This is a genomic window from Streptomyces sp. NPDC048751 (assembly GCF_043198595.1).
Taxonomy (GTDB): Bacteria; Actinomycetota; Actinomycetes; order Streptomycetales; family Streptomycetaceae; genus Streptomyces.
Window position 1 is genome coordinate 149,507 of the sequence record NZ_JBICUX010000006.1, and the last position, 26,310, is coordinate 175,816.

28 protein-coding genes are annotated in these 26,310 nt (G+C 70.5%); 9 read left to right on the forward strand and 19 right to left on the reverse strand.

Annotation, left to right across the window (positions count from 1 at the left end; all coding sequences use genetic code 11):
• Positions 1 to 9: 9 nt before the first annotated feature.
• Positions 10 to 594 carry a TetR/AcrR family transcriptional regulator gene (locus ACGFNV_RS20465; RefSeq protein WP_393624312.1) on the reverse strand — a complete coding sequence of 195 codons (585 nt, stop codon included), beginning with the start codon at positions 592 to 594 and terminating at the stop codon, positions 10 to 12.
• Positions 595 to 641: 47 nt separating this feature from the next.
• On the opposite strand from ACGFNV_RS20465, the gene ACGFNV_RS20470 reads away from it, so the two are divergent.
• Positions 642 to 1,070: a nuclear transport factor 2 family protein gene (locus ACGFNV_RS20470; RefSeq protein WP_393624314.1), complete on the forward strand. Its 429-nt coding sequence runs from the start codon at positions 642 to 644 to the stop codon at positions 1,068 to 1,070.
• On the opposite strand, the gene ACGFNV_RS20475 is transcribed toward ACGFNV_RS20470, so the two are convergent.
• The 5 genes from ACGFNV_RS20475 to ACGFNV_RS20495 form a co-directional block, all read right to left on the reverse strand.
• Complete coding sequence (locus ACGFNV_RS20475; protein ID WP_393624316.1) at positions 1,016 to 2,068, reverse strand: 1-aminocyclopropane-1-carboxylate deaminase; 1,053 nt, start codon at positions 2,066 to 2,068, stop codon at positions 1,016 to 1,018. The genes ACGFNV_RS20470 and ACGFNV_RS20475 overlap by 55 nt on opposite strands.
• Before the next feature lie 17 nt (positions 2,069 to 2,085).
• Positions 2,086 to 2,733 carry a GntR family transcriptional regulator gene (locus ACGFNV_RS20480; RefSeq protein ID WP_393624317.1) on the reverse strand — a complete coding sequence of 216 codons (648 nt, stop codon included), beginning with the start codon at positions 2,731 to 2,733 and terminating at the stop codon, positions 2,086 to 2,088.
• Positions 2,734 to 2,815: 82 nt separating this feature from the next.
• Positions 2,816 to 4,399: a TROVE domain-containing protein gene (locus tag ACGFNV_RS20485; protein ID WP_393624319.1), complete on the reverse strand. Its 1,584-nt coding sequence runs from the start codon at positions 4,397 to 4,399 to the stop codon at positions 2,816 to 2,818.
• Between the two features lie 351 nt (positions 4,400 to 4,750).
• The gene (locus tag ACGFNV_RS20490; RefSeq protein ID WP_393624320.1) at positions 4,751 to 6,196 is read right to left on the reverse strand and encodes an alkaline phosphatase PhoX; all 1,446 of its coding nucleotides are present in this window, start codon (positions 6,194 to 6,196) and stop codon (positions 4,751 to 4,753) included.
• Positions 6,197 to 6,558: 362 nt separating this feature from the next.
• Complete coding sequence (locus tag ACGFNV_RS20495; protein ID WP_393624322.1) at positions 6,559 to 8,034, reverse strand: hypothetical protein; 1,476 nt, start codon at positions 8,032 to 8,034, stop codon at positions 6,559 to 6,561.
• A gap of 309 nt (positions 8,035 to 8,343) precedes the next feature.
• On the opposite strand from ACGFNV_RS20495, the gene ACGFNV_RS20500 reads away from it, so the two are divergent.
• On the forward strand, positions 8,344 to 10,170 hold the full coding sequence (locus tag ACGFNV_RS20500) for an endonuclease/exonuclease/phosphatase family protein (protein ID WP_393624324.1): 1,827 nt from the start codon (positions 8,344 to 8,346) through the stop codon (positions 10,168 to 10,170).
• 114 nt (positions 10,171 to 10,284) lie between these two features.
• On the opposite strand, the gene ACGFNV_RS20505 is transcribed toward ACGFNV_RS20500, so the two are convergent.
• The 4 genes from ACGFNV_RS20505 to ACGFNV_RS20520 are packed head-to-tail and all read right to left on the reverse strand — an operon-like array spanning position 10,285 to position 12,133.
• Positions 10,285 to 10,833 (reverse strand): DUF3618 domain-containing protein, encoded by a 549-nt coding sequence (locus ACGFNV_RS20505; RefSeq protein ID WP_393624325.1) that lies wholly within the window; start codon positions 10,831 to 10,833, stop codon positions 10,285 to 10,287.
• Positions 10,830 to 11,249 (reverse strand): phage holin family protein, encoded by a 420-nt coding sequence (locus ACGFNV_RS20510; RefSeq protein ID WP_393624326.1) that lies wholly within the window; start codon positions 11,247 to 11,249, stop codon positions 10,830 to 10,832. Before ACGFNV_RS20510 ends, ACGFNV_RS20505 begins: the two co-directional genes overlap by 4 nt.
• Positions 11,250 to 11,306: 57 nt before the next feature.
• Positions 11,307 to 12,002: a hypothetical protein gene (locus tag ACGFNV_RS20515; protein ID WP_393624327.1), complete on the reverse strand. Its 696-nt coding sequence runs from the start codon at positions 12,000 to 12,002 to the stop codon at positions 11,307 to 11,309.
• Positions 11,999 to 12,133, reverse strand: a complete 135-nt coding sequence (locus tag ACGFNV_RS20520) for a hypothetical protein (RefSeq protein ID WP_393624329.1) — start codon at positions 12,131 to 12,133, stop codon at positions 11,999 to 12,001. Before ACGFNV_RS20520 ends, ACGFNV_RS20515 begins: the two co-directional genes overlap by 4 nt.
• Before the next feature lie 169 nt (positions 12,134 to 12,302).
• Here ACGFNV_RS20520 and dapA point away from each other — a divergent pair, with 169 nt between their 5' ends.
• Positions 12,303 to 13,205 (forward strand): 4-hydroxy-tetrahydrodipicolinate synthase, encoded by a 903-nt coding sequence (gene dapA, locus ACGFNV_RS20525; RefSeq protein ID WP_393624331.1) that lies wholly within the window; start codon positions 12,303 to 12,305, stop codon positions 13,203 to 13,205.
• Positions 13,206 to 13,274: 69 nt separating this feature from the next.
• Positions 13,275 to 13,775 carry a hypothetical protein gene (locus ACGFNV_RS20530; RefSeq protein ID WP_393624332.1) on the forward strand — a complete coding sequence of 167 codons (501 nt, stop codon included), beginning with the start codon at positions 13,275 to 13,277 and terminating at the stop codon, positions 13,773 to 13,775.
• Positions 13,776 to 13,839: 64 nt separating this feature from the next.
• Here the strand turns inward: ACGFNV_RS20530 and dapD are convergent, their stop codons facing one another.
• On the reverse strand, positions 13,840 to 14,829 hold the full coding sequence (dapD, locus tag ACGFNV_RS20535; protein ID WP_393624334.1) for a 2,3,4,5-tetrahydropyridine-2,6-dicarboxylate N-succinyltransferase: 990 nt from the start codon (positions 14,827 to 14,829) through the stop codon (positions 13,840 to 13,842).
• A gap of 184 nt (positions 14,830 to 15,013) precedes the next feature.
• On the opposite strand from dapD, the gene ACGFNV_RS20540 reads away from it, so the two are divergent.
• Positions 15,014 to 15,910 (forward strand): winged helix-turn-helix transcriptional regulator, encoded by an 897-nt coding sequence (locus ACGFNV_RS20540; RefSeq protein ID WP_393624336.1) that lies wholly within the window; start codon positions 15,014 to 15,016, stop codon positions 15,908 to 15,910.
• A 166-nt stretch (positions 15,911 to 16,076) separates the two neighbouring features.
• Positions 16,077 to 16,916, forward strand: coding sequence for an AbfB domain-containing protein (locus tag ACGFNV_RS20545; RefSeq protein ID WP_393624338.1), 840 nt, complete (start codon positions 16,077 to 16,079; stop codon positions 16,914 to 16,916).
• A 113-nt stretch (positions 16,917 to 17,029) separates the two neighbouring features.
• Here the strand turns inward: ACGFNV_RS20545 and ACGFNV_RS20550 are convergent, their stop codons facing one another.
• From ACGFNV_RS20550 to ACGFNV_RS20585, 8 genes are read right to left on the reverse strand one after another with little or no spacing between them, the layout of a single operon-like run.
• A complete protein-coding gene (locus ACGFNV_RS20550) occupies positions 17,030 to 17,362 on the reverse strand; it encodes a metal-sulfur cluster assembly factor (RefSeq protein ID WP_009187969.1) in 333 nt (110 codons plus the stop codon).
• The gene (sufU, locus tag ACGFNV_RS20555) at positions 17,359 to 17,826 is read right to left on the reverse strand and encodes a Fe-S cluster assembly sulfur transfer protein SufU (protein WP_393624339.1); all 468 of its coding nucleotides are present in this window, start codon (positions 17,824 to 17,826) and stop codon (positions 17,359 to 17,361) included. Before sufU ends, ACGFNV_RS20550 begins: the two co-directional genes overlap by 4 nt.
• A gap of 21 nt (positions 17,827 to 17,847) precedes the next feature.
• Complete coding sequence (locus ACGFNV_RS20560; protein ID WP_393624341.1) at positions 17,848 to 19,119, reverse strand: cysteine desulfurase; 1,272 nt, start codon at positions 19,117 to 19,119, stop codon at positions 17,848 to 17,850.
• Entirely contained in the window at positions 19,116 to 19,880 is a 765-nt protein-coding gene (gene sufC, locus ACGFNV_RS20565; RefSeq protein WP_393624342.1) for a Fe-S cluster assembly ATPase SufC, read from the reverse strand. The genes ACGFNV_RS20560 and sufC overlap by 4 nt, the downstream gene beginning before the upstream one ends.
• Positions 19,881 to 19,887: 7 nt before the next feature.
• On the reverse strand, positions 19,888 to 20,205 hold the full coding sequence (locus ACGFNV_RS20570) for a bifunctional 3-phenylpropionate/cinnamic acid dioxygenase ferredoxin subunit (RefSeq protein WP_133930531.1): 318 nt from the start codon (positions 20,203 to 20,205) through the stop codon (positions 19,888 to 19,890).
• The gene (gene sufD / locus ACGFNV_RS20575; RefSeq protein ID WP_393624721.1) at positions 20,202 to 21,386 is read right to left on the reverse strand and encodes a Fe-S cluster assembly protein SufD; all 1,185 of its coding nucleotides are present in this window, start codon (positions 21,384 to 21,386) and stop codon (positions 20,202 to 20,204) included. Before sufD ends, ACGFNV_RS20570 begins: the two co-directional genes overlap by 4 nt.
• A 60-nt stretch (positions 21,387 to 21,446) precedes the next feature.
• The gene (gene sufB / locus ACGFNV_RS20580) at positions 21,447 to 22,868 is read right to left on the reverse strand and encodes a Fe-S cluster assembly protein SufB (protein ID WP_133930532.1); all 1,422 of its coding nucleotides are present in this window, start codon (positions 22,866 to 22,868) and stop codon (positions 21,447 to 21,449) included.
• The gene (locus ACGFNV_RS20585; protein WP_393624345.1) at positions 22,865 to 23,608 is read right to left on the reverse strand and encodes a helix-turn-helix transcriptional regulator; all 744 of its coding nucleotides are present in this window, start codon (positions 23,606 to 23,608) and stop codon (positions 22,865 to 22,867) included. The genes sufB and ACGFNV_RS20585 overlap by 4 nt, the downstream gene beginning before the upstream one ends.
• A 162-nt stretch (positions 23,609 to 23,770) precedes the next feature.
• Here ACGFNV_RS20585 and ACGFNV_RS20590 point away from each other — a divergent pair, with 162 nt between their 5' ends.
• The 3 genes from ACGFNV_RS20590 to ACGFNV_RS20600 are packed head-to-tail and all read left to right on the forward strand — an operon-like array spanning position 23,771 to position 26,308.
• The gene (locus ACGFNV_RS20590; RefSeq protein WP_393624346.1) at positions 23,771 to 24,586 is read left to right on the forward strand and encodes an aminoglycoside N(3)-acetyltransferase; all 816 of its coding nucleotides are present in this window, start codon (positions 23,771 to 23,773) and stop codon (positions 24,584 to 24,586) included.
• Positions 24,587 to 24,617: 31 nt separating this feature from the next.
• Entirely contained in the window at positions 24,618 to 25,541 is a 924-nt protein-coding gene (locus ACGFNV_RS20595; protein WP_393624348.1) for an ABC transporter ATP-binding protein, read from the forward strand.
• A gap of 50 nt (positions 25,542 to 25,591) precedes the next feature.
• Positions 25,592 to 26,308: an ABC transporter permease gene (locus ACGFNV_RS20600; protein WP_393624722.1), complete on the forward strand. Its 717-nt coding sequence runs from the start codon at positions 25,592 to 25,594 to the stop codon at positions 26,306 to 26,308.
• Positions 26,309 to 26,310 lie beyond the last annotated feature (2 nt).

Here is a 26,310-nt window from a genome sequence, read left to right on the forward strand (position 1 = left end):
GTCCGGCGTTCAGTCCGTGGCCCTCGGCCGCAACCCCTCCGTGAGCAGCGACAAGTACCGGCGTATGTACTTCCCGTCCCCGCTCGCCAGCTCCGACGCCGTGGCAACCCCGTGCGCCAGCCGCAGCACCTCCACCGGCTCCACATCCCCCCGCAGCGTCCCCTCCCGCTGCGCCGCCTCCACCAGCACGGCCGACGCCTGCTTCAACACGGTCCCGCACTCCGTCACCGCCACCGGTCCGGTGTCCGTGTCCGTGACGGCCGACCCCATCAGCGCCTTCAGCCCCCGCACCTGGAGCGTCGTCACGCAGACCTCGTTCAGCCACGCCACCAGCGCCTCGCCGGGCGGCAGTTCCTCGGCGAGTTCACCGGCCCGTGCCGCGAGTTCCTCGATCCGGCCGACGTAGGCGGCCTCCAACAGCGCGTACCGGTTGGGGAAATGCCGGTAGAGCGTGCCGGAACCGACTCCGGCGCGCTTGGCGATGTCGTCGAGCGAGGCGTTCTCCCCGTGCTCGGCGAACGCCTCCACCGCCGCGCGCAGCAACCGCTCGTAGTTGCGCCGGGCGTCCGCACGCATGGGCCTGACCTGCGCCATCCAGATACTCCTTGCGAGCCGGGGACACCCTCCGTATGGTACCGAGCATGAACCGGAGACAGTCCCCGCTTAGAGGGGTCCTGGACCGCTACCGGCGCGCACTGCTCGCCTCCTCGGCCGACGACCTGGCCGACCTGTACGCACCTGATGCCGTGCACGAGGTGCCGTTCCCGTTTCCCGGGCTGCCCGAGCGGTGCGACGGGCGTGAAGAGGTGCGTGCCGCGTACCGGGCCGCCTGGGGAGCCAGTCCGGCGCGGCCCGAGCGCGTCATCGAGGTGGCGGTATACGAGACCACCGACCCCGAGGTGATCGTCGTGGAGCAGATCGTCACCGGGACCCTCGCCACCACCGGCGATCCGTTCCGCGTACCGGGGCTGCTGGTGATGCGGGTGCGTGACGGCGCGATCGTGCACGTACGCGACTACATGGACGGCCTGGCGGCGGTCCGCGCCGCGGGCTGGAACAGCGCGCTGTAGGCGTTCAGGGCGGGCTGGCCACCCAGGTGGGCGTAGAGAACGGTGGAGTCCCGCCCGATCTCCCCGCGCGCGACCAGGTCGACCATTCCGGCCATCGACTTCCCCTCGTACACCGGGTCGGTGACCATGCCCTCGGTCCGCGCGGCGAGCCGCATCGCCTCCAGCGTGGCCTCGTCGGGGACACCGTAGACGCCCGCGTGGTACCGCTCGTCCAGCTCGACGTCCGCCTCGGTCAGCTCCCGCTCGACGCCGATGAGCTGTCCCGTGCGGTGGGCGATGCGGGCGATCTGCGTACGGGTGGCGGTGGGCTCGGCGGAGGCGTCGACGCCGATCACTCGGCGCGGCCGCGCGCCCGCCTCCTCCAGCGCGGCGAACCCGGCGACCATGCCGGCCTGGGTGGAGCCGGTCACCGAACAGACCACGACCGTGTCGAAGAAGACCCCCAACTCCCGCTCCTGCTCGGCGACTTCATAAGCCCACCCGGCGAAGCCGAGGCCGCCCAGCGGGTGGTCGGAGGCGCCGGCCGGAATGGCGTACGGCTTGCCGCCCGCCTCCTCGACCTCCCGCAGCGCCTGCTCCCAGCTCTCCTTGAACCCGATCCCGAACCCGGCCTTCACCAGCCGCACGTCGGCCCCGGCCAGCCGGCTGACGAGGATGTTGCCGACCTTGTCGTACACGGCGTCGGGCCAGTCCACCCAGCTTTCCTGCACGAGAACACACTTGAGCCCCGTTCGAGCAGCGACCGCGGCCACCTGACGGGTGTGGTTGGACTGCACGCCGCCGATCGACACGAGCGTGTCGCAGCCCTGAGCGAGGGCGTCGGCGACCAGGTACTCCAGCTTGCGGGTCTTGTTGCCGCCGTACGCGATACCGGAGTTGCAGTCCTCGCGCTTGGCCCACAGGGAGGCGCCGCCGAGGTGGGCGGTCAGGCGCTCCAACGGATGCACGGGGGACGGGCCGAAGAGCAGCGGACAACGCTCGTACGAGGAAAGGGACATGAAGTGGTCCTCCGGAGTCAGTCGGGGTCGGCGAGCTCTTCGAGGTCTCGCCAGATCTCGGCGGTGACGCGGACCGCCTCGTCCATGTCGCGGTCCGCGCAGGCCTCGATGAGGCGCTCGTGCAGCCCGGCCGAACGACAGTTGCCGCCCTCGCCGAAGCGCCGTCGCTCCAGCCGGCGGATGAGGGGGGTGTAGCGGGCGACGGTCGCGGCGGCCGCGCGGTTGCCGCTCACCCGGACGAGGACGTCGTGCAGTTCGTCGTCGGCGCGCAGCGCGCCGTCCACGTCCCCGGCGCCGACCGCGGCCGCGAACCGCTCGTTGGCCGCGCGCATGACGTCGATGTCGGCGTCCCGCAGCCGGGGTACGGCGACCCGGGTGACCAGCTCGTGCATGGCACCGACCACGGCGGCCGCGTCCCGCACGTCCGAGGCCACGACCGGGGTGACCCTGGTGTAGCTCTGCGGCTTGCTCTCCAGCAGCCCCTCGTCGACGAGCCGCGCGAACGCCTCCCGCACCGGGGCCCGGGACAGCCCGAGCCGCTCCGCGAGTTCGGCGTCCCGCACCACCGCGCCGGGCTCGAGCTCACCGGCGACGATGGCGTCCCGGATGGACGTGTAGGCGCGCTCCCTGAGGAGGGTGCGCGGCACGGGTCGAAGGGCCTCCACAACTGAAATGTTAGATATCAATCCCCCGGGCACACAAGAGGGCCCGTACCGAAGTACGGGCCCTCAAGGCCATACGGACAGGTCAGGCAGCCCAGGGCCAGTCGGCGTCACGCGCCCTTTCCAGCAGCGGCACCATTCGGAACGCCGCGTCCGAGAGGCCGCCGAAGGTGTGCCGGTCGCCCTTCCCGCTCGGGCCGTGGCCCGCCCGGTACCCGGCGAGGTTCCAGGTGTAGACCGGCACGTGCGCGGGGATCTGCTCGGTCGGCTCGCCGTACTGGCTGTACGCGTACTGCTCGTCGGTGACGATCAGCACCCGGTCGTGCTTCCGGTAGTGGCGCCGCACCGCCCCCGTCGTGTCGGTGCCGCCGAGGTCGCCGAAGCGCTCCAGGATTTTCAGCACGGACTCACCCTTCCGGAAGCCGATCCTGTTGCTGCTCGTGCCGAACTCGACGAGATCCGCGTCCGCCGCCCGCAGTGCGAGCGCCGTGCCGAAGATCGCCGCCGCGTCGGCCCGGTTGAGCTCGGAGCGGTCGGACAGCCGCGAGTAGAACATCGACCCCGACCGGTCGACGAGCACCAGCGTCCGCCCGGGCAGCGCGGGCACGTTGGCCAGTGAGTGACCGAGCGCCTGCTCCAGCGGGTACGCCCAGCGCAGCGACGGAGCGTGCCGGTACGCGGCGAGATACCGGAACGGGAACTGCCGCGAGCGCGCGACCTCCGCCGGGTCACTGATCCGAGCCGCCACCTGAGCGGCGACCTCGTCGGAGACTCCGGCGGCGTCGAAGTTCCTCAGGTTACGAACCAGTGCCATCGGCCCCATGGACGGAATCACGGCCTCCCAGGCCTCCTTGTCCATCGGCCCCTGCAGCCAGCCCGCCAGCGCCTCCCACGTCATCCCGGCCGCCGCGAGCCGCTCGGCACCGCCCTCCGAGGTGACGACCGCACGCCGCTGAGCCACCGGCAGCGCCATGAGCTCGCTGTGCGCGGCGAGGACGCGGCTCGAGACGGGCGGCACGGCCGTGTCCGGGTTGTGCCGCCGATCGAGCGCGTACTGGAACAGCTCGCCCTGCCACGGCTTGTCCGGGTCCGGCGCCGCGTGCACCAGGTTGAGGATGTCGCCGAAGCGGTAGCCCTTCGACGCGGTGTCGTACTTCAGCAGCGACTTGCCGCTGTACAGACGACGTACGGCGTCGGCGATACCGCGCTTCACGGGCTTGGGGACGTTACGGCCGTACTGCGCCGTCCAGTAGGCGAGCAGCTCACCGGGCTCGTCGGGCCGCTGCAGCACGGATGCCACGACCTGGCGGTTCGACGGACCGTGGCTCACGCCGGCGTCGAGGCGCGCCTTCACGTACTCGGCGGCACCCACCACCGCGGCGGTACGGAGATTGCCCTCGCCGCGCAGCCAGCCGAGCAGGCCGGCCGTCCATTCCGCGTCCGACACGGCGAGCTCACGCACGAGCCGCTGGAACCGGTCGTCGCGGTCGGCGCCGGCCTCGTAGAAGGTCTGCTGCGAGACGAGGTTCGAAACGGCGAGCAGGAAAAGCTCGGAGCGGGCGTCGCGCTCACGCCCGCGGCCACCCTCGTACGTACGGAGCACCCGGCCCGTCGAGGTGACACGCGAGACGGGCTGGGCCTTGGCGGCCTTGTTGTTGAATCGCGCCATGGTGAATCCCCCCGAATTCATTCGTGTTCCGGAGAGAGACGCAGCAAAAGGAGGGTGCCCGAGATCAGGGGTCGGCGACGGACTTAGCCAGATGCTCTACCGATTGAGCTACACCGACCCGAAGTCGATGACGGGACTCGAACCCGCAACCGTCCGATCCAATGAAGTAACCGTTGCCTGCGCACCGGGCACCCACCATGAGCTGCGCCTCCCGAGATCAAGTCGGCGGCGGCGTTGGATTCTTTGGAAGAAGTAGCCGCTGCCATCGCACCGGGAGGTGCGTGACGTTGTGATCTCACTCTAGGAGGCGCAACTCGGCACAGGCGAGCGAATTAATTCCCGCTTCCGGGATTACCGCTTCTGCCGCTTCCAGGGGCCGGTGATGGCGAGCATGATGCCCGGCGTCTGGATGTTGGCATACAGGGTCCGGCCGTCGGGCGAGAAGGTGACGCCGGTGAACTCGCTGAACTCGGGCTCCTCCGCGGTGCCGATGTTCAGGTCGTTGCGGGCGATCGGGTAGGTGCGGCCGCTGTCGGTGGCGCCGAACAGGTGCTGGACGCCCTCGCCGTCCTCGGCGATGACGAGGCCGCCGTAGGGCGAGACGGTGATGTTGTCGGGGCCGTCGAAGGCACCGTCGACGGACGGGTCCGGGTTCACACCCAGCAGGACCTTCAGGGTCAGGGTGCGGCGCTTGGGGTCGTAGAACCAGACCTGGCCGTCGTGCTGGACGGGGCTCTCCTCACGGGCGTACGAGGAGACGATGTACGTGCCGCCGTCGCCCCACCACATGCCCTCCAGCTTGCGGGCGCGGGTGACCTGACCACTGGTGAACTGCTTGCGCACGGACGTGGTCTTCGCGTCACGGTCGGGGACGTCCACCCAGTCGACGCCGTACACGGTGCCGATCTTCGTCGCGCGCGAGAGGTCGTCGACGAACTTGCCGCCGGAGTCGAAGCACTTGAAGGCCTGCAGGACACCGGCATCGTCGGCGAGGGCGCGCAGCTTGCCCCGGCCGTGGCAGAAGTCCTCCGGCGGGGTCCAGCGGTACAGCAGCCCGTTCGGGCCGGAGGCGTCCTCGGTGAGGTAGGCGTGCCCACGCTTGGGGTCGATGACGACGGCCTCGTGGGCGTAGCGCCCCAGGGCCTTGATCGGCTTGGGGCTGCGGTTCGCACGCCGGTCGGCGGGGTCGACCTCGAACACGTAGCCGTGGTCCTTGGTCATGCCGTTGGAGCCGGCCTTGTCCTCGGTCTCCTCACAGGTCAGCCAGGTGCCCCAGGGAGTGCTGCCGCCCGCACAGTTCGTGGAGGTGCCGGCGATACCGACCCACTCCGCGACATGCCCGCCGGGACGCACCTCGACGACCGTGCAGCCACCCGAAGCGGCAGGGTCGTAGACCAGGCCCTCGGTGAGCGGCACCGGGTACGGCCAGTTCGCGCGCGGACCCTTCAGTTCGTGGTTGTTGACCAGGAGAGTCGCACCGCGCGGACCGGCGAAGGTGGCGGTGCCGTCGTGGTTGGACGGCGTGAACTCGCCGGACTCCAGCTTGGTCCTGCCGCTGTAGGTGATGATCCGGTACTTGAAGCCGGCGGGCAGCGCGAGGATGCCGTCGGGGTCGGGGACCAACGGCCCGTAACCGACCCCGCCACCGGCGGCCGCGGACTCGTCGCCCGCGTTCTCGACGTCCGTGGACGCGAGGGCGTTCGGAGCGGTGGCGAGGGCGCCGACACTTCCCGCCAGTGCGACACCGGCACCGGTGATCGCGGATTTCCTGGCGAAGTCCCTGCGGCTGAGCGACATGGTGTCTCCTGTGACGGTGGGGCCGTGGAGGGTGGCGGTCCTCGGATCGGCGCAACCGTCCCGCCCAAGCCTGAACGGCAGTTGAACACAGGGCAACGCAAGCAGCCCAGCTTCCGTGAATCCGCACCTACCGACGCCCCCGCGGCAGGCCGATCCAGCCCGCAGCCGCAAGACGACGGGAGCGGGCCGTGGCGGTGCGTCGCAGCCCGTCGCTTAGCCGATCCCAACGCCGCTCAACTGTGGCAACACCAGAGGGGCGCGACCCGCGACGGGCTCGACGCACCGCCACGGCCCCGACCCACGACAGGCGCACCCGACCCACGACGCGCGGCAGGCGCAACCGCAGAAACCCAGAGCCGCGCTCACTCCCCCCGCTGCGACCGAGCCTTGAACGCGGCCTTCCGAGCCTCCTTGGCCACCCTCTTGTCGGGGTGCAACCGCCCCATCTCCTCCAACACCTCCGCCGTGGCGGGATGATCCACACGCCACGCGGCCGCGAAGAACCCACTGTGCTGCTCGGCAAGCCCCGCCACCAGCTCACGCAACTCCTCGGAGTTGCCCTCAGCCGCCAACTGCGCCGCCACCGTGTCGATGGTGAGCCAGAAGACCATCGCCTCGGACGGCGCCGGAACATCAGCGGCCCCGCGCTCGCTCAGCCACACCCGAGCCAGCCCACCCAACTCCGCATCGTCGAGCACTTCCCGCAGCGCGGGCTCGGCCTCCACACCGACCAGCGACAGCGCCTGCTGGCACCGCAGCCGCCGCAGCGGCGCCCCCGCATCGGTCCCACGAGCCGCACCCAGCAACTCCCGCGCCGCCTCCACCACTTCGCGCCGCGCCAACCACTGCTCGGTCTCGGCCAGAGCGGCCCGCGCCCCGAAGGACGCCGTACCGTCGAGCAGCGCGTCGGCGCCCTTGTCCGCGAGCTCACCCACAGCAGGCGCCATGAACCCGGCCTCCAGCATCCGCGACCGCAGCCCGTACAGCCCGAGCGGCGTGAGCCGCACCATGCCGTACCGCGAGACATCGGTGTCGTCCACCGCCGCCGAGAGCTCCTCGTCCGCGTCCGCCATCAACGCCTCGTCGACCGGCTGGTAGTCCACCAGCCCCACCGGCGCCAGCACCCGGAACTGGTCGTCCAGCCGCATCATCGCGTCGGACACCTGCTCCAGTATGTCGTTGCTGGGCTCCCCCATGTCCCCGGGCACGATCATCGAAGCGGCCAGCGCGGGCAACGGCACCGGCCCCTCTCCGGGCCCGTCCTCATTGACCGTCAGGAGGTACAGGTTTCGCAGCACCCCGTCGAGGAACTCCCCCTCCGCCTCGGGGTCCCAGTCCAGCCGCGAGAAGTCGATCGCGCCGCCCTCGTCCATCGCCTCGACCAGATCATCGAGATCGGGCACGCTCGCGTCGGCGATCACGGTCTCCAGCGCGGCCAGCCACACCCCGAGCACGTCGTGCGGCGCCCCCCCGGCCAGCAGGGCGAGGTCCGCACCGGCCGTCACGGTGCCGGTCTCCTCGTCGACGACCTCGACCAGCCCGGCGTCCACGGCGACCCGCCACGCCTCACTGGCAAGAGCCGCAGCTTCACTCACCTCAGGGGCCTCAGTCGCCTCAGTCGCCTCAGGGGCCTCATCACCGCCACCGAGCCCCAACACCTCCGCAGCCGCGGCCAACTGCTCCTCGACCAGCCCACCCCCCGCATCGACACGCGTCTCGGGCCCGGCCCAGCGAGCAAGTCGTACGGCCCGTGCGAGCAATGGCGTGGACAGCGCGTCCCGCGCCAGCTCCGCTTCGGAACGCAGGCGCACCGGCGGCAAGGGGGAGCTGTCTGACATCGGTTGGTTCTCCTCGGGCGCGTCGTACCACTCAGTCGCTCAGCCTAGACGGATTTCGCCCCATGCCACCCGGTTCATCTCGCGGTCAGGAGCCGTACATGGCTGAAACCTTGACAACTGACGTGACCAGGCAGGAGATTGACGCGCGTAGAAATCAGTGAACACCTGTGTTCCCGATCTCCACGCACCTCCACGCACCTCCTGCACCTCCACGAGCTCTACGCGCGTCGCCATCGCCCCACCGGTCGCGGCCCACCGTCCACGTTCCACCCTCGTCCCGGCGCCCACGCACGTCCCCGGAGGGAACCCTTGCCGAGCAGGTCTTCCGCGCGCCTCGCCGCGCTCACCGTCGCCGCCGTCTGTTCCGCGGCGTCCATCGTCGTCCTCACCTCGCCCGCGCACGCCGACTCCGTGCGCATCCACGACATTCAGGGCAACACCCGGATGTCCCCGTACGCCGGCAAGCAGGTCACGGACGTGGCCGGAATCGTCACCGGCGTGCGCGGCTACGGCTCCTCCAAGGGCTTCTGGATCCAGGACCCGACGCCGGACGCCGACCCGGCCACGAGCGAGGCCGTCTTCGTCTTCACCAGCTCCGCCCCCAAGGTCGCCGTCGGCGACGCCGTGACCGTCAGCGGCACGGTCTCGGAGTTCGTCCCGGGCGGCGCCGCGTCCGGCAACCAGTCGGTGACCGAGATCACGAAGCCGACGGTCACCGTCGTCTCCAGCGGCAACGCCGTCCCGGCCGCCACCGTCGTCGACGCCCGCTCCGTACCGGACGCCTACGCCCCGGCCGGCGACGCCGCCGCGAGCAACTCGATCAACGGTCTGACGCTCAAGCCGTCGAAGTACGCCCTGGACTACTACGAGTCCCTGGAGGGCATGAACGTCCGGGTCGCCGACGCGCGCGTGGTCGGCGCCAGCGACCCGTACACCGAGCTGTGGGTCACGGTGAAGCCGCGCGAGCACGCCAACCGCCACGGCGGCACGGTCTACGGCTCCTACGACTCCCAGAACACCGGCCGGCTCCAGATCCAGTCCCTGGGCGCGGTGGCCGACTTCCCCTCCGCGAACGTCGGCGACACCCTCACCGGCAGCACGGCGGGCCCGCTGGACTACAACCAGTTCGGCGGTTACACACTGGTCGCCAATGAGATCGGGACCCTGAAGAGCGCGGGCCTGCAGCGGGAGACCACCCAGAAGCAGAAGAAGGGCGAGCTGGCGGTCGCGACGTACAACGTCGAGAACCTCGACCCGGCCGACGCCACCTTCGAGGAGCACGCCTCCGCGATCGTGAACAATTTGAAGTCTCCCGACATCGTGTCCCTGGAGGAGATCCAGGACAACAACGGCGCGAAGAACGACGGCACGGTGGCCGCCGACCAGACGGTGACCAAGCTGATCGACGCGATCGCCCTGGCGGGCGGCCCGAAGTATGACTGGCGCTCGATCGACCCGGTGAACAACGCGGACGGCGGCGAGCCCGGCGGCAACATCCGCCAGGTGTTCCTGTTCAACCCGGAGCGGGTCTCCTTCACGGACCGCGCGGGCGGCGACGCGACCACCGCCACCGGCGTGACGAGGGTCCACGGCAAGGCACAGCTGACCGCCTCCCCCGGCCGTATCGACCCCACCGACGCGGCATGGGCGAACAGCCGCAAGCCGCTGGCCGGCGAGTTCGTCTTCCGCGGCCGCACGGTCTTCGTGATCGCCAACCACTTCAACTCCAAGGGCGGCGACCAGGGCCTGACCTCGCAGTACCAGCCCCCGGCGCGCAGCTCGGAGACCCAGCGCCACCAGCAGGCGACGCTGGTGAACGCGTTCGTCAAGAAGATCCTCGACGTCCAGAAGAACGCGGACGTCATCGCGCTGGGCGACATCAACGACTTCGAGTTCTCCGACACCGCCAAGCTTCTCGAGGGTGACGGCGAGCTGTGGTCGGCGATCAAGTCGCTGCCGAAGAGCGAGCGTTACACGTACGACTACCAGGGCAACAGCCAGGTCCTCGACCAGATCCTGGTCAGCCCGTCGATCCGGCGCGGCTGCGGCCTCGAGTACGACAGCGTGCACATCAACGCGGAGTTCCACGACCAGATCAGCGACCACGACCCGCAGGTCCTGCGGTTCCAGCCGTAACTGAAGGTTCCAGCCGCAACTGACGGTTCCAGCCGTAGCTGAGGGCGAGGGGGCCGACCGGACGGAACACCGTCCGGTCGGCCCCCTCGGCATGACCGCCGGAGGCGGCTCGCCTCAGTGGTGGCGTCGCCGCAGCACACTCGCCGCGATCACGGCGCCCGTGGCCCCGGCGATCAGCACGACGCCGGGGTGCCGCAGACCGGCCTGGACGACGGTCCGTACCGGGCTCGGCAGTCCGTCCACGACGTGGCCCGCCTGCTCCGCCCTGCCCTGTACGACCTGCCCGGCCCGGCCCGCCTGGCCCTGGACCACGTGTCCGGCCTGGCTCGCCCTGCCTTGCAGGGTGTGGCCCGCCTGGGCCGCCTTGCCCTGGACCGCGTGTCCGGCCCGGCCTGCCTTGCCCTGCACGACGTGCCCCGCCTGGGTGGCCTTGCCCTGCACGACCTGCCCGGCCTGCGCCGCGGTGCTGCGCAGTTGGACGGTCATGGCGCCGGCCTTGTCCCTGAGGTCGGCGGCACGGGCCATGGCGCGGCCCTTCACGTCCGCCTTCGCGGCCAACTCCTCGATGGTGTCGCCGAGTTGGCTCCTGGTCTGCGCTATCTGCCGGCGCAGCTCGTCGGGCCCCTTGGCGCCGCCCGTCCCCTTCGGTGTCCTGTCCGTCATCGATGCGCCCTTTCCCTGATCTCCTCGACATCGGCCTTGACGCTGCCGAGGGTCTCCTCGGGGGTGGGGGGCGCGGCACGGCGCAGCTGCGAACGACCGAGCGCGGCCAGCAGGCCCGCGATCGCGAACAGCACCGCCGTGACGATGAGCGCCGCGGCCCACACGGGCAGCGTCAGCGAGAGCGCGGCGGTGGCCGTACCGGCCAGGGCGAGCAGACCGGCGTAGGCGAAGGCGCCCGCGGCACCGATCATTCCGCCGCCGCGGCCCGCACGCCGGCCCTTCTCGGCCAGCTCCTCCTTCGCGAGGCCGATCTCCTGCCGTACCAGCCGGGAAAGTTGTTCGGTGGCCTGTCCGACGAGGTCACCCACGGAGTGGTGCTCGTCGAGGGCAGGTCGGGAGTGCATGGTCCCGGTCACGGTGTTCCGCCTCCTCTCGTCTTTCCGGAAACACCCGGGTACCCGGACCGGCCTCCGTTACCCCTGCTCGTCGCCCCCGCTCCCGCGCTGCCCGAGCCGCGCCAGCTGAGCCTGGAACCAGTCGAGCCGCGCCTGCAACAGGGCTGCCTCCGCGACGAGTTCGGGCACACCGAGCCCGTCGGCCCCGGTGAGCCCGGGCGCACCGAGGCCACCGCCCGCACCCCCGGCCACAACCCGCAGCCCCTCCCCGCCGAGCCGGGCGAACCCGGCGAGCGAGACGGACGTACGGCCGCGCAGGCAGCCCGCGCAGCGTGGCGCCAGTGCCAGCCAGCCGGGGCGCCCCCAGCCGGCGTCGGCGAGCGCGGAGGCGACCGCGCCGCACGCGCAGGGGCCGACGGTGGCCGTGCGGACGCGCTGGCGGGCGTAGCGGTAGCCGCGCTCGAAGCGGATGTAGGCGCCCAGGACCGTGACCTCGAGCAGGGCGGCCGTCCGGTGTTCGGCCGTGCACAGCATCGCCTCGGCGGTCGTGCGGTCGTGCACGCAGTGGAAGCCGCAGTCGCAGCGGCGGTGCGGTGCCCTGTGCCGCAGGCCGTAGACGCAGGACGCGTCGGCCAGGACTCCGTACGGCAGCGCGCCGCCCAGCGACACACCGGTGAACCCGGCCCGGGTGCCGTCCTGCGACAGCACCGGGTGGGCGATCTTGTATCCGGTCGGCGGCTCCGTAGGGCGTTCCTCCGGAAGCCGCAGTCTCATCGGGCGGCCGGTACCTCTTCGGGCGCGGACGCCTGGAGGTCGTCGATCTCCTCGGGGAGTACGACGTCCTCGTCGTGGTCCTGCGGCTGCTCTTCCGCGACTCCGGTGGCGAGTGCCTTGCCGAGCTTCATGACGCCTCCCATGTCCAGGGACAAATGACCGTCATGACCATGGTGACCCATCAGGGGCGCATTGGACACCGGGCCTGGCGACTCGACCCCCCACTTCTCATTGATGCTTACACATATCCTGTAGCAAATTTAAGTGGAGCTTCACGATGGTGCGGCCGAGACTACCCCCATGACGACCGCATCCTCCCCGCCCCCTCCCTTCGGCCGCGCCCTGTGCGCGATGATCACGCCCTTCACCGAGGCCGGCACGCTCGACCTCGACGGCGCGCAGCGGCTCGCCGACCGGCTGGTGGCGGAGGGCTGCGACGGCCTCGTCCTCTCCGGCACCACGGGCGAGAGCCCGACCACGACGGACGCCGAGAAGTCCGCGCTGGTCTGCGCGGTGCGCGAGGCGGTCGGCGACCGCGCGTCCCTGGTCGCGGGCGTGGGCAGCGCCGACACCCGGCACACCGTCGAGCTCGCCCTGGCCGCGGAGAAGGCCGGCGCGGACGGCGTGCTGGTGGTCACCCCGTACTACAGCAGACCCCCGCAGGACGCCCTCGAGGCGCACTTCCGGGACGTCGCCGACGCCTCCGGGCTGCCGGTGGTGCTGTACGACATCCCGGGCCGCACCGGCACCCGTATCGAGGCCGAGACGATGATCCGCCTCGCCGAGCACCCCCGGATCGTCGCGGTGAAGGACTGCTCCTACGACTTCCTCGGCACCCAGAAGGTGCTGTCCCGCACCGAGTTGGCGTACTACGCGGGCTGCGACGAGCACATCCTCGCCCTGTACGCGGTCGGCGCGGCCGGTTACATCAGCACGGTCGCGAACGTCGTGCCGCGCGCGTTGCGCGCCGTCCTGGACGCGTTCGACGCGGGCGCCACGGCCGAGGCGGCCCGTCTCCAGCAGCGGGCCACGCCCCTCATCGAGGCGATGATGGCGGCCGGCCTGCCCGGAACCGTCACCGCCAAGGCGCTCCTCGACGCACTGGCCCTGCCGGCCGGCCCGGTCCGCCCACCACTGCGAAGCGCCGACCGCGCGACGACCGACGCACTGCTGGCCACGTACGAGCGGCTCGTGGCCGCCTGACCTCGGGCGCAGGATCTCCGCGCGCGAAATTCCGGCGCCGCCGCGCCGCCCCTGCCGTACGGTGGCCGCGTGAGCCGCCCCCTGCTGTTCCTCGACGTCGACGGCCCCCTCAACCCGTACGCGGCGAAGCCCGCGCGGAGGCCGGAGGGATACACGACGATCCGAGCCGCCGTGGGGCGGACGCGGCCGCTGCGGGTGTGGCTGAACCCGGAGCACGGCCCCGCGCTGCTCGCCCTCGACTACGACCTGTGCTGGGCGACGACGTGGATGGACGCGGCCAACCACTGGATAGCCCCGGTCGTCGGTCTGCCCGTGCTGCCGTACGTCGACTTCGGCGAGGGCCTGTTCGCCGAGCGGCCCGACGGGGTTCACTGGAAGACGGAGGCGATCGTCGCGTACGCCGGGGGCCGCGCCTTCGCCTGGGTGGACGACGAACAGAGCCCCGCCGACGACACGTACGTGGCCGCCCACCATCCCGGCCCGGCCCTCCTGCACCACGTCGACCCGCGGATCGGCCTGCGCGACGACGACTTCACGGCCCTGGCCCGCTTCGCGTCCGGACTGCAATGAGACACAAACGCCCTCCCGCCTCCCGGTGAAGGCCGACGAAAGGGCGCTGAGCTGGGCGTACGCCTCAGTTGTGGCTGTGCAGGATCTCGTTCAGGCCGCCCCACTCGGCGTTGTTCGGGACGGCCTGGACCGCGCCGGTCACCGAGTTGCGGCGGAAGAGGATGTTGTTCGCGCCGGACAGCTCACGCGCCTTGACGATCTGGCCGTCGGGCAGCGCGACCTTGGTGCCGGCGGTGAGGTACAGGCCCGCCTCGACCACGCAGTCGTCGCCGAGCGCGATGCCGACACCGGCCTCCGCGCCGACGAGGGACCGCTCGCCGATGGCCACGCGCTCCTTGCCGCCGCCGGACAGGGTGCCCATGGTGGAGGCACCGCCGCCGATGTCGGAGCCGTCGCCGACGACGACGCCCTGGGAGATGCGGCCCTCGACCATGGAGGTGCCGAGGGTGCCGGCGTTGAAGTTGACGAAGCCCTCGTGCATGACGGTGGTGCCGGACGAGAGGTGGGCGCCGAGGCGGACGCGGTCGGCGTCGGCGATACGGACCCCGGCCGGGGCGACGTAGTCCGTCATCCGCGGGAACTTGTCGACACCGAACACGCTCAGGTGCTGCCCACGGGCGCGGGCGGCGAGCCGCACCGTCTCCAGGGTGTCCACGGCGACCGGGCCGAGGGACGTCCAGGCCACGTTGGCGAGGAGGCCGAAGATGCCGTCCAGGCTCTGCTCGTTCGGCTTGACCAGCCGGTGCGAGAGCAGGTGGAGGCGCAGGTAGGCGTCGTGGGTGTCGAGCGGCTTGTCGTCGAGCGAGGAGATGACCGTACGGACCGCGACGACCTCCACGCCACGTACCTCGTCCTTGCCGACGGCGGCGACGGCGTGCTCGCCCAGCAGCTCACGCATGCGGTCGGCGTCGAGCCGCTCACTGCCGGCGGGGCCGGGCTCGACGGCGAGCTCGGGGGCGGGGAACCAGGTGTCGAGAACGGTGCCGTCGGCGGCGATGGTGGCGAGCCCGGCGGCAACGGCGCCGGTGGTACGAGGAGCAGTCGTGTCGGTCATGGGGGAAACCTAACCGCCCGGGGCACACGGAGGCCAACCCGCGGGCGGTCGTCTCAGGTGCCGGGCGGGGTGGAGCCGCGGCCCCCTCGACCCTGGTGGGTTTCTTGTAGGAACCCACTATGCTCGACGCGACGACGTCGCACGGCAGGGAGGCGACTCTCACGGGAGGGAGGCCGGCAGCCCCATGGCCCGCAGGACCAGCCTGGAGGACTCCACCTGTGCCATCGCCCAGGCCCTCGACGTCGTCGGCGACTGGTGGACCCTCCTCATCGTGCGCGACACCGCGCGGGGCGTGCACCGCTTCGACGAGCTCCAGCGCGAGCTCGGCCTCTCGCGCAAGGTGCTGGCCGAGCGGCTGCGCCTCCTCGTGGAGGCGGACGTGCTCACGCGGGTGCCGTACCAGGAGCGCCCGGTACGGCACGAGTACCGCCTCACCCCGCGCGGCCGCGCCCTGCTGCCGGTCCTGATCGCCCTTCAGGACTGGGGTGACGCCTGGGTCCTGGGCGACGGCAGGACGACGGCCACGGCACCGGACACCTCGACGGAGGCCCGCCGGGTGCACGAGCTGGTCGGCACCGGGCTCCCCCGCCTGCGGCTCCCCGACCAGGCGGGCGTGTTGCGCGACCCGGTCGCGGCCGACACCCCGTTCACCGTCCTGTACTGCTTCCCCGGCGCCTACGCCCGCGCGGACGCCTATCCCCCGGGCTGGTCGGACATCCCCGGCGCCCCCGGCTGCACCCTGGAGTCCTGCACCTACCGCGACCGCCTCGCGGAGTTCCGCGCGGCCGGCGCCACCGTGCACGGGATCTCGACGCAACGCCCCGACGAGCTGTCGGCGTTCGCCGAGAAGGAGGGCCTCGGCTTCCCGCTCCTGTCGGACGCGGAGCCGGTGCTGATGGCCGCCCTGCGACTGCCGACGTTCCGCGCGGCGGGCATGGGGCGCCTCAAGCGGCTCACCCTCGTCGTGGACCGGCAGCGGGTCGTACGGGACGTGCAGTACCCGGTCACGGACATCGTGGGGAGCGTGGAGGCGGCCCTGGCGACGGTGCGGCGCCTGACTCCGGGTCAGGCCGCGAACTGACCATCGGTCACACCGCGGATCAAGCTCCGATCACACTCTGGAAACCGCTCACTTCAAACGGCTGCTCGAAGGTCATCTGTTCCACTACTCTTCCATCTGCTTCACCATTCACACACCGGGTCATCGCAGCCGCGGCAGCCGTGGAGCGCCGCGAGAGGAACAGCGCATGCCAGAAAACAAGTCCCGGCCCCCGCAGGAGCAACCGTGGGAGAACGGCTGGGCCCCGGACACCTCCCGGACGCCGGGCACCCGTCGGCTGTGGCTGGCGGGTGGCCTCGCCGTGGCCACCATCACGGCCTGCGTGGTGGCCATCACCGCCACGGAGAGGGACGGTGACGGGATGTCGGGGAAGGCATCGGCCTCCGGCACCGCGCCGGGCCTGATCTCCTTCGGCACGCCGTCCCCGGCCGGCACCACGACACCCAAGGGCAAGACCGCCATGCCGTACGCGGCCGCCGCCTCGCCCACCCCCCTCAAGGAGAGCCCCACACCGACACCCACCCCCACACCCACCCCCACCAAGCCCCCGGCCGCCGACAAGCCCGCCAAGCCGGCCCCGGCCGAGGAGAAGGCGCCCAAGCCCGCGACGAACTGGCGCTCCGTCCGCTCGGCCAACTACCCGGACCGGTACTGGTACGTGACGGGCAGCTATGTGAAGCTCGCCCAGGTCAGCTCTGCGGGCGCCCGCCAGGACGCCACCTTCGCGCTGGTCAAGGGCCTGTCCAACGGGGCCTGTTACTCGTTCGCCACGGCGGACGGCGGCTATCTGCGGCACCGCAACTTCGTGCTGCGCGCCGAGCACGACGACGGCTCGTCCCTCTTCGAGCAGGACGCCACCTTCTGCCCGCGCGTCTCCCCCTACTCCGGCGCGACCATGCTGGAGTCGGTCAACTACCCGGGCCGTTTCCTGCGCCACAAGGACTTCCAGATCCGTCTGGACCCGTACCAGTACAACGGTCTGTACGCCGCGGACTCGGCGTTCAGGCTCGTGGGCGGCCTGGCCTGAGCGATCGGGCCTGAGGAAACGACACTGAGGAAACGACAAACGGCGACGTTCTGACGAACGTCGCCGTTTCGCATGTGTCCTGAGTACGCCTCAGGCCCCCATGTCAGTACGCCTCAGACGTTGAACCCGAGCGCCCGCAGCTGCTCGCGGCCGTCGTCGGTGATCTTGTCGGGGCCCCACGGCGGCATCCAGACCCAGTTGATGCGCAGCTCGTTGACCAGGCCGTCCGTGGCGGACTTCGCCTGGTCCTCGATGACGTCCGTCAGCGGGCAGGCCGCGGAGGTCAGGGTCATGTCCACGGTCGCGATGTTCGCGTCGTCGACGTGGATGCCGTAGATCAGACCCAGGTTGACGACGTCGATGCCCAGCTCGGGGTCGACGACGTCCATCAGGGCCTCGCGGAGCTCCTCCTCCGAGGCCGGCTTCATCTCCACGGTCTCACTCATGCCGTCTTCCTTTCGGCGTCGGATCCGCCCAGGGCCTGGGCCGTCGCGTCCTTCCACGCCATCCAGCTCAGGAGGGCGCACTTCACCCGCGCCGGGTACTTGGAGACGCCGGCGAACGCGACCGCGTCCTCCAGCACCTCCTCCATCGCGTCGTCGGGCTCGAGCCTGCCCTTGGACTGCATCAGCTCCAGGAACGTCTCCTGGATCTTCTGCGCCTCGGCCAGCTCCTTGCCGACGAGCAGCTCGTTGAGCACGGAGGCGGAGGCCTGGCTGATCGAGCAGCCCTGGCCCTCGTACGAGACGTCCTCGATCTTCGTGCCGTCGTACTTCACGCGCAGGGTGATCTCGTCGCCGCACGTCGGGTTCACATGGTGCACCTCGGCGTCGCCATCCCTCAGACCACGCCCGTGCGGGTTCTTGTAGTGGTCCAGGATGACTTCCTGGTACATCGAGTCCAGCTTCATGCGATCGCTCGTCCCATCCCATCAGCCGAAGAAGTTCCGAACGTGCTCCAGGCCGTCGACCAGTGCGTCGATCTCGGCCGGCGTGGAGTACAGATAGAACGACGCTCGCGTGGTCGCGGGAATTCCGTAGCGGAGGCAGACCGGCCGCGCGCAGTGGTGACCGACACGGACCGCGATGCCCTGCTCGTCGAGGACCTGGCCCACGTCGTGCGGGTGGATGTCGCCGAGCGTGAAGGAGATCGCCGCCCCGCGGTCCTCGGCCGTGGTCGGGCCGATGATGCGCAGGTCCGGCACCTCGGCCAGCCGCTTCACCGCGTACTCGGTGAGGGCGTGCTCATGGGCGAGGATCTTGTCCATGCCGATCGAGCTCAGGTAGTCGATCGCCGCGCCCAGGCCGACCGCCTGCGCGATCGGCGGCGTGCCCGCCTCGAACTTGTGCGGCGCCGGGGCGTACGTCGACGAGTGCATCGACACCGTCTCGATCATCTCGCCGCCACCCAGGAACGGGGGCAGGTCCTCCAGGAGTTCCTGGCGGCCCCACAGCACGCCGATGCCCGTCGGGCCGCACATCTTGTGGCCGGTGAAGGCCACGAAGTCGGCCTGGAGGGCCTGGACGTCCAGCGGCATGTGCGGCGCGGCCTGGGAGGCGTCGACGCAGACGAGCGCACCGACCTCCTGCGCGCGGCGCACTATCGCCTCGACGGGGTTCACCGTGCCGAGGATGTTGGACACCAGCACGAAGGAGACGATCTTCGTCTTCTCGGTGATGATCTCGTCGATGTTGGAGAGGTCGAGGCGGCCGTCGTCGGTCAGCCCGAACCACTTCAGCTTCGCGCCCGTACGCTGCGCGAGCAGCTGCCACGGCACGATGTTGGAGTGGTGCTCCATCTCCGTGATGACGATCTCGGTCTCGGAGTCCACGCGGTAGGGCTCGTCGGCCCAGCCCAGCATGTTCGCCACGAGGTTGAGCGACTCCGAGGCGTTCTTGGTGAAGATCACCTCGTCGCGGCTGGGCGCGTTGATGAACTCCGCGACCTTGTCGCGCGCGCCCTCGTACAGCGCCGTGGCCTCCTCGGCGAGCACATGCACACCGCGGTGGACGTTGGCGTTGTAGCGCTCGTAGTACTCGCTCAGGGCGTCCAGCACCTGGCGCGGCTTCTGCGAGGTCGCCGCGTTGTCCAGGTACACGAGCTTCCGGTCGTCGTGGACCAGACGGTCCAGGATCGGGAAGTCCTTGCGGATCGCCTCGCCAAGAAGATTGGACTCAGTGAGGAGGCCCGGCAGCTGTGTCACGCGGATACGCCACCCTTCGTGTATGCCTCGTAGCCCTCGTTCTCCAGCTTGTCGGCGAGCTCGGCACCGCCGGACTCGACGATCCGACCGCCGGAGAAGACGTGGACGAAGTCGGGCTTGATGTAGCGCAGGATGCGCGTGTAGTGCGTGATCAGCAGGGTGCCGACCTCGCCGGTCTCGCGGACGCGGTTGACGCCCTCGGAGACGATCCGCAGGGCGTCGACGTCCAGACCGGAGTCCGTCTCGTCGAGGATCGCGACCTTCGGCTTGAGCAGCTCCAGCTGGAGGATCTCGTGGCGCTTCTTCTCACCGCCGGAGAAGCCCTCGTTGACGTTGCGCTCGGCGAAGGAGGGGTCCATGTTGAGGTGCTGCATGGCCTCCTTGACCTCCTTCACCCAGGTGCGCAGCTTGGGGGCCTCGCCGCGGATGGCGGTGGCGGAGGTGCGCAGGAAGTTGGAGACCGAGACGCCGGGGACCTCGACCGGGTACTGCATTGCCAGGAACAGGCCCGCGCGGGCGCGCTCGTCGACGGACATCTCCAGGACGTCCTCGCCGTCGAGCAGCACGGTGCCGCTGGTGATCGTGTACTTCGGGTGACCCGCGAGCGAGTAGGCGAGGGTCGACTTGCCCGAGCCGTTGGGGCCCATGATGGCGTGCGTCTCGCCCTGCTTCACGGTGAGGTCGACGCCCTTGAGGATCTCCTTCGTGGCGTTGTCGGCCTCGACGGTGACGTGCAGGTCTCGGATTTCAAGCGTTGCCATGGGTGCCTCAGGACTCCTGGGTGAGGGAGACGAGTACGTCGTCCCCTTCGATGTGTACGGGGTATACGGGGACGGGGCGCGTGGCGGGAAGGCCGGACGGCTTGCCGGTGCGGAGGTCGAACGCGGAGCCGTGCAGCCAGCACTCGATCTGGCAGTCCTCCACCTCGCCCTCGGAGAGCGAGACGTTCGCGTGCGAGCAGATGTCGTGGATGGCGAACACCTCCCCCTCGGTCTTCACGACCGAGACCGGCGTGCCGTCGAGTTCGACCCGCTTCGGGGTGTCCTCCTCCAGCTCGCTCAGTCCGCAGGCGCGTACGAAGGTCATGCGACCGAGGCCTCCAGCTCCTCTTCGATCTTCGCGAGCAGGCGCTCCTCGATGTCGTCGACACCGATCTGCTGGACCAGCTCGGCGAAGAAGCCGCGGACCACCAGGCGGCGGGCCTCGTGCTCCGGGATGCCGCGGGCCATCAGGTAGAAGAGCTGCTCGTCGTCGAAGCGGCCGGTGGCGGAGGCGTGCCCCGCGCCGACGATCTCGCCCGTCTCGATCTCGAGGTTCGGTACGGAGTCGACCCGGGCGCCGTCCGTGAGGACCAGGTTGCGGTTCATCTCGTACGTGTCCGTGCCCTCGGCCTTGGCCTCGATGAGCACGTCACCGATCCACACGGCGTGCGCGTCGTCGCCCTGGAGCGCGCCCTTGTAGGCGACGTTCGACTTGCAGTGCGGGGTGTTGTGGTCGACCAGGAGGCGGTGCTCCTGGTGCTGGCCGGCGTCCGTGAAGTACAGGCCGTACAGCTCGGCCTCGCCGCCGGTGCCGGCGTACTGGACGCGCGGGTGCAGGCGGACGACGTCGCCGCCGAAGGTCACGACGATCGACTTGAAGGTCGCGTCCCGGCCGACGAGGGCGTTGTGCTGGGCCACGTGGACGGCCTTGTCGTCCCAGTCCTGGACGGAGACGACGGTGAGCTTGGCGCCGTCGCCCAGGAGGTAGTCGACGTTGGCGGCGAGCACGGCGTCACCGGTGTGGTCGATGACGACGACGGCCTCGGCGAAGGCGCCCAGTTCGACGATCTGGTGGCCGTAGGCGACGCCGCCCTCGCCGTGCACGGCGATGCGGATCGGCTCGGTGAGCACCGTCTCCTTGGGGACGCTGACCACGCCGGCCTTCTCGAACGCGGAGTACGCCTGGGCGGCCACGCGGTCCACGGGGGTGCCGGCCTTGCCGAGCCGCGCGTCGTCACGGCCGACGGCCTCGACGATGACGCCCTCGGGGGCCTGAACGTCCACCTTCACGCCGTTGCCGGTGGCGACCGCGGTGCCGTCGTGCAGGCCGCGCAGCCGCTCCAGCGGGGTGAACCGCCACTCCTCCTCACGGCCGTGGGGGACGGGGAAGTCCGCCACGTCGAAGGAGGGCGGCGCGCTCATGCGCGTGGCGACGGTCGACTCGGCGGCGACCGCGATCGAGCCCGCGGTGGTGGACCCCACGGGGATGTTCTGGGCCTCAGCCATGGCTGTCGTCATGCTCGCTTTCTTACGGGTTGGGCTGGATGGGGGGACGGCGGTGGGTGCTCAGCCGACCGCGCCTTCCATCTGGAGCTCGATCAGCCGGTTGAGTTCGAGTGCGTACTCCATGGGCAGCTCCTTGGCGATCGGCTCGACGAAGCCGCGCACGATCATCGCCATCGCCTCGTCCTCGGAGAGACCGCGGCTCATCAGGTAGAAGAGCTGGTCCTCGGAGACCTTGGAGACGGTCGCCTCGTGGCCCATGGACACGTCGTCTTCGCGGACGTCGACGTAGGGGTAGGTGTCCGAGCGGGAGATGGTGTCGACGAGGAGAGCGTCACACAGGACGTTCGACTTGGCGCCCGGAGCGCCCTCGCCGATCTCGATCAGACCACGGTAGGAGGTACGGCCACCGCCACGCGCCACCGACTTGGAGACGATGTTGGAGGAGGTGTTCGGGGCCATGTGGACCATCTTGGCGCCGGCGTCCTGGTGCTGGCCCTCGCCCGCGAAGGCGATGGAGAGGGTCTCGCCCTTGGCGTGCTCGCCCATCAGGTAGACGGCCGGGTACTTCATCGTCACCTTGGAGCCGATGTTGCCGTCGATCCACTCCATGGTCGCGCCCTCGTACGCCACGGCGCGCTTGGTCACCAGGTTGTAGACGTTGTTCGACCAGTTCTGGATGGTCGTGTAGCGGCAGCGGGCGTTCTTCTTGACGATGATCTCGACCACGGCGCTGTGCAGCGAGTCCGACTTGTAGATCGGGGCCGTACAACCCTCGACGTAGTGCACGTAGGCACCCTCGTCGACGATGATCAGGGTCCGCTCGAACTGGCCCATGTTCTCCGTGTTGATACGGAAGTAGGCCTGGAGCGGGATCTCGACGTGCACGCCCTTCGGCACGTAGATGAAGGAGCCGCCCGACCACACGGCGGTGTTCAGGGCCGCGAACTTGTTGTCACCCGCGGGGATGACGGTCCCGAAGTACTCCTTGAAGAGCTCCGGGTGCTCCTTCAGCGCGGTGTCGGTGTCGAGGAAGATGACACCCTGCTCCTCCAGGTCCTCGCGGATCTGGTGGTAGACGACCTCCGACTCGTACTGCGCGGCGACACCCGCGACGAGGCGCTGCTTCTCCGCCTCCGGGATGCCGAGCTTGTCGTAGGTGTTCTTGATGTCCTCGGGCAGCTCTTCCCAGGACGCCGCCTGCTTCTCCGTGGAGCGCACGAAGTACTTGATGTTGTCGAAGTCGATGCCCGACAGGTCCGAGCCCCAGTTCGGCATGGGCTTCTTCTCGAAGAGCTTGAGGCCCTTCAGGCGGAGCTTGGTCATCCACTCGGGCTCGGACTTCTTCGAGGAGATGTCCTTGACGACGTCCTCGTTGATGCCGCGCTTGGCAGAGGCACCCGCCGTGTCGGAGTCGGCCCAGCCGTATTCGTACTTGCCCAGGCCCTCGAGCTCGGGGTGGGCAGTCTCCGTGGGGAGAGTCATGCGGGGTTCCTCCCGGCCGTGCTTGCAGATGCGTTGTGGGAAATCTTGGGGATGAACGTCGTGCAGACGCCGTCGCCGTGGGCGATGGTCGCCAGTCGCTGGACGTGCGTTCCGAGCAGCTCGGCGAAGATCTCCGTCTCCGCCTCGCACAGCTGGGGGAACTGCTCCGCCACATGGGCGACCGGGCAGTGGTGCTGGCAGAGCTGCTCACCCTGTTGCGGGAGGGGCGCGCTGCGCGCCGTAGCAGCGTACCCGTCGACGCTGAGGGCTTTGGCCAGGGCTTCGGCCCGCTTGTCCGGGGTGACGGCCTCGACCGCCTTGCGGTACGCGCTCGCCTGGGCGGCGATCCTGGCGCGGGCGAAGGCGGCGATCGCGTCGCTGCCGCCCTCCTGGTCGGCGATCCAGCGCAGGGCGTCCGCGGCGAGCTTGTCGTACGACTGGTCGAAGGCGTCGCGGCCGCAGTCCGTCAGGGCGAAGACCTTGGCGGGCCGGCCGCGGGTGCGCGCTCCGTAGACACGCTGCTCCCGGGCTTCCACGACGTCGTCGGCGACCAGTGCGTCGAGGTGCCGACGTACGGCGGCCTGGGTGAGGCCCAGCCGCGCGGCGAGCTCGGCGACGGTCGACGGCCCGTGGTCCAGGATGGACCGCGCGACCCGGTTGCGTGTGGAACGCTCCCCGGTCGCGAGCTCCTCCTGCGGGGTCCCCGTGGGGGTCTCCCGAGCCGCTCCGACGTTTTTCACAACGCCATTGTTGCGTAATTCCTCAGGGACGGGCAAGCCGCGCCCCGGCCACCTGGCGGTGCCCTACGTCACTTAGGTGAACCTAATCCGACCTGCGGGAACGATCACCGATCGATCAAATCGGTTGGCGCGCCCCACCGGAGTCCAAGACACTGCCGAACCATGCCGACACCCCCTCCGACCGGTCCTCTTGTCACCCGCGACACACTCCGCGCCGAGCTGCGGGCGCTGGGCGTGAAGCCCGGCGAGATCCTCCTCGTGCACTCCTCGCTCAGCTCGCTCGGCTGGGTGTGCGGCGGCGCCGTGGCCGTGGTCCAGGGGCTGCTCGACGCCCTCGGGCCGGACGGCACGCTCGTCGTCCCCACCCACTCCACACACCTGACCGACCCGGCCACGTGGCGCAATCCGCCGGTACCCGAGGAGTGGTGGGAGCGGATCCGTGCCGCCATGCCTGCCTACGACCCGCTGATCACCCGCTCGCTCGGGGTCGGTGTGGTCCCGGAGACCGTACGGACCTGGCCGGGCGCTCTGCGCAGCGCGCACCCGCACACCTCCTTCGCCGCCCTCGGCCCGCGCGCGGCGGACATCGTGGACGCCCATGCCCAGGACTGCCGGCTCGGCGAGCGCAGCCCGCTGGCCCGGCTGGAGGAACGGGGCGCCCGAGTACTGCTGCTGGGGACGGGATACGACACGTGCACGAGCTTCCACCTCGCCGAGTACCGGACCCCCGCACCGCTCGTCGGGGTCGGCCGGCCGGCACCCGGCGGAGGCTGGGAGACAGTGACCGAGGTGTCGGTCAGCTCGGACCGGTTCGACGAACTGGGCCACGACTTCGAGCGGGACCGGCCCGTCGTCCGCGGCGAGGTGGGCGCGGCCGACGTACGACTGTTTCCGGTCAGGGACGCGGTGGCCTACGCGGAGCGGTGGCTCGCGCTGCACCGTCCCCGTGCGGAGGAGATCCTGCACCCGCCCGCCTGAGACGCCCGGCACCTACCTAGACTCTGGACCCATGCGAACTGAGCCCGTCGTCCAGGTCCATGCCCTGGTGAAGCGGTACGGCACGAAGACCGCGGTGGACGGCCTCGATCTGGTGGCCCGGCCGGGCGTGACCGCCGTGCTCGGCCCCAACGGCGCCGGCAAGACGACCACGGTCGAGACCTGCGAGGGGTACCGCAGGCCGGACTCCGGCACGGTACGCGTCCTGGGCCTCGACCCGGTGAGACAGGCCGGCGCGCTGCGTCCCCGGATCGGCGTGATGCTGCAGTCTGGCGGCGTCTACTCCGGTGCCCGGGCCGACGAGATGCTGCGCCACGTCGCCAAGCTGCACGCCCACCCGCTCGACGTGGACGCCCTCGTCGAACGCCTCGGGCTCGGCTCCTGCGGACGTACGACGTACCGGCGCCTCTCCGGCGGCCAGCAGCAGCGGCTGGCGCTGGCGATGGCCGTGGTGGGGCGCCCTGAGCTGGTGTTCCTCGACGAACCCACCGCCGGCCTGGACCCGCAGGCCCGCCGCGCCACCTGGGACCTCGTCCGGGACCTGCGCACCGATGGCGTCTCCGTGATCCTCACCACCCACTACATGGACGAGGCCGAACAGCTCGCCGACGACGTGGCGATCATCGACGCGGGCCGGGTCGTGGTGCAGGGCTCCCCCGAGGAGCTGTGCCGCGGCGGCGCCGAGAACACCCTGCGGTTCACGGGCCGGCCGGGCCTGGACGTGGGCTCCCTCCTCAAGGCCCTCCCCGCCGACTGCTCGGCCGCCGAGCTGACCCCGGGCTCCTACCGGGTCGTCGGCAAGGTGGACCCGCAACTGCTGGCCACGGTCACCTCGTGGTGCGCGCAGCACGGCGTGATGCCGGACCGGATATCGGTGGAACGGCACACGCTCGAAGACGTCTTTCTGGAATTGACCGGCAAGGAGCTGCGCTCGTGACCGCCACCGGTACCTACACCCCCGAGCCGGGCGCCGCCCCCCTCCCCCGGATGATCGCCGCGCAGGCGGCGCTCGAGACGAGGATGCTGCTGCGCAACGGCGAGCAGTTGCTTCTGACGGTCGTGATCCCGACGCTGCTGCTGGTGCTGTTCAGCTCGGTGGACATCGTGGACACCGGGTCGGGCGAGGCCGTCGACTTCCTGACGCCGGGCATCCTCGCCCTCGCCGTGATGTCGACCGCGTTCACGGGCCAGGCCATCGCGACGGGCTTCGAGCGCCGGTACGGCGTCCTGAAGCGGCTGGCGTCGTCACCACTGCCCCGCTGGGGCCTGATGACGGCGAAGACGGCGTCCGTGCTGGTCACGGAGGTCCTCCAGATCGTGCTGCTGACGGCGATCGCGTTCGCGCTGGGCTGGTCGCCGCACGGCAACCCGGCGGCCGTCCTGCTTCTGCTGGTCCTGGGCACGGCCGCCTTCTCGGGGCTCGGGCTGCTGATGGCGGGCACCCTGAAGGCGGAGGCCACGCTGGCCGCCGCGAACCTGGTCTTCCTGCTGCTGCTCGTCGGCGGCGGTGTGATCATCCCGCTGGACAAGTTCCCGTCCGGGGTTCAGGACGCGCTGGGCCTGTTGCCCGTCTCGGCCCTGTCGGACGGGCTGCGGGACGTGCTCCAGCACGGCGCCGGCATGCCGTGGGGCGACCTCGGGATCCTCGCCGTGTGGGCGGTCGTGGGGCTCGCCGCCGCGGGAAAGTTCTTCCGCTGGGAGTAGAT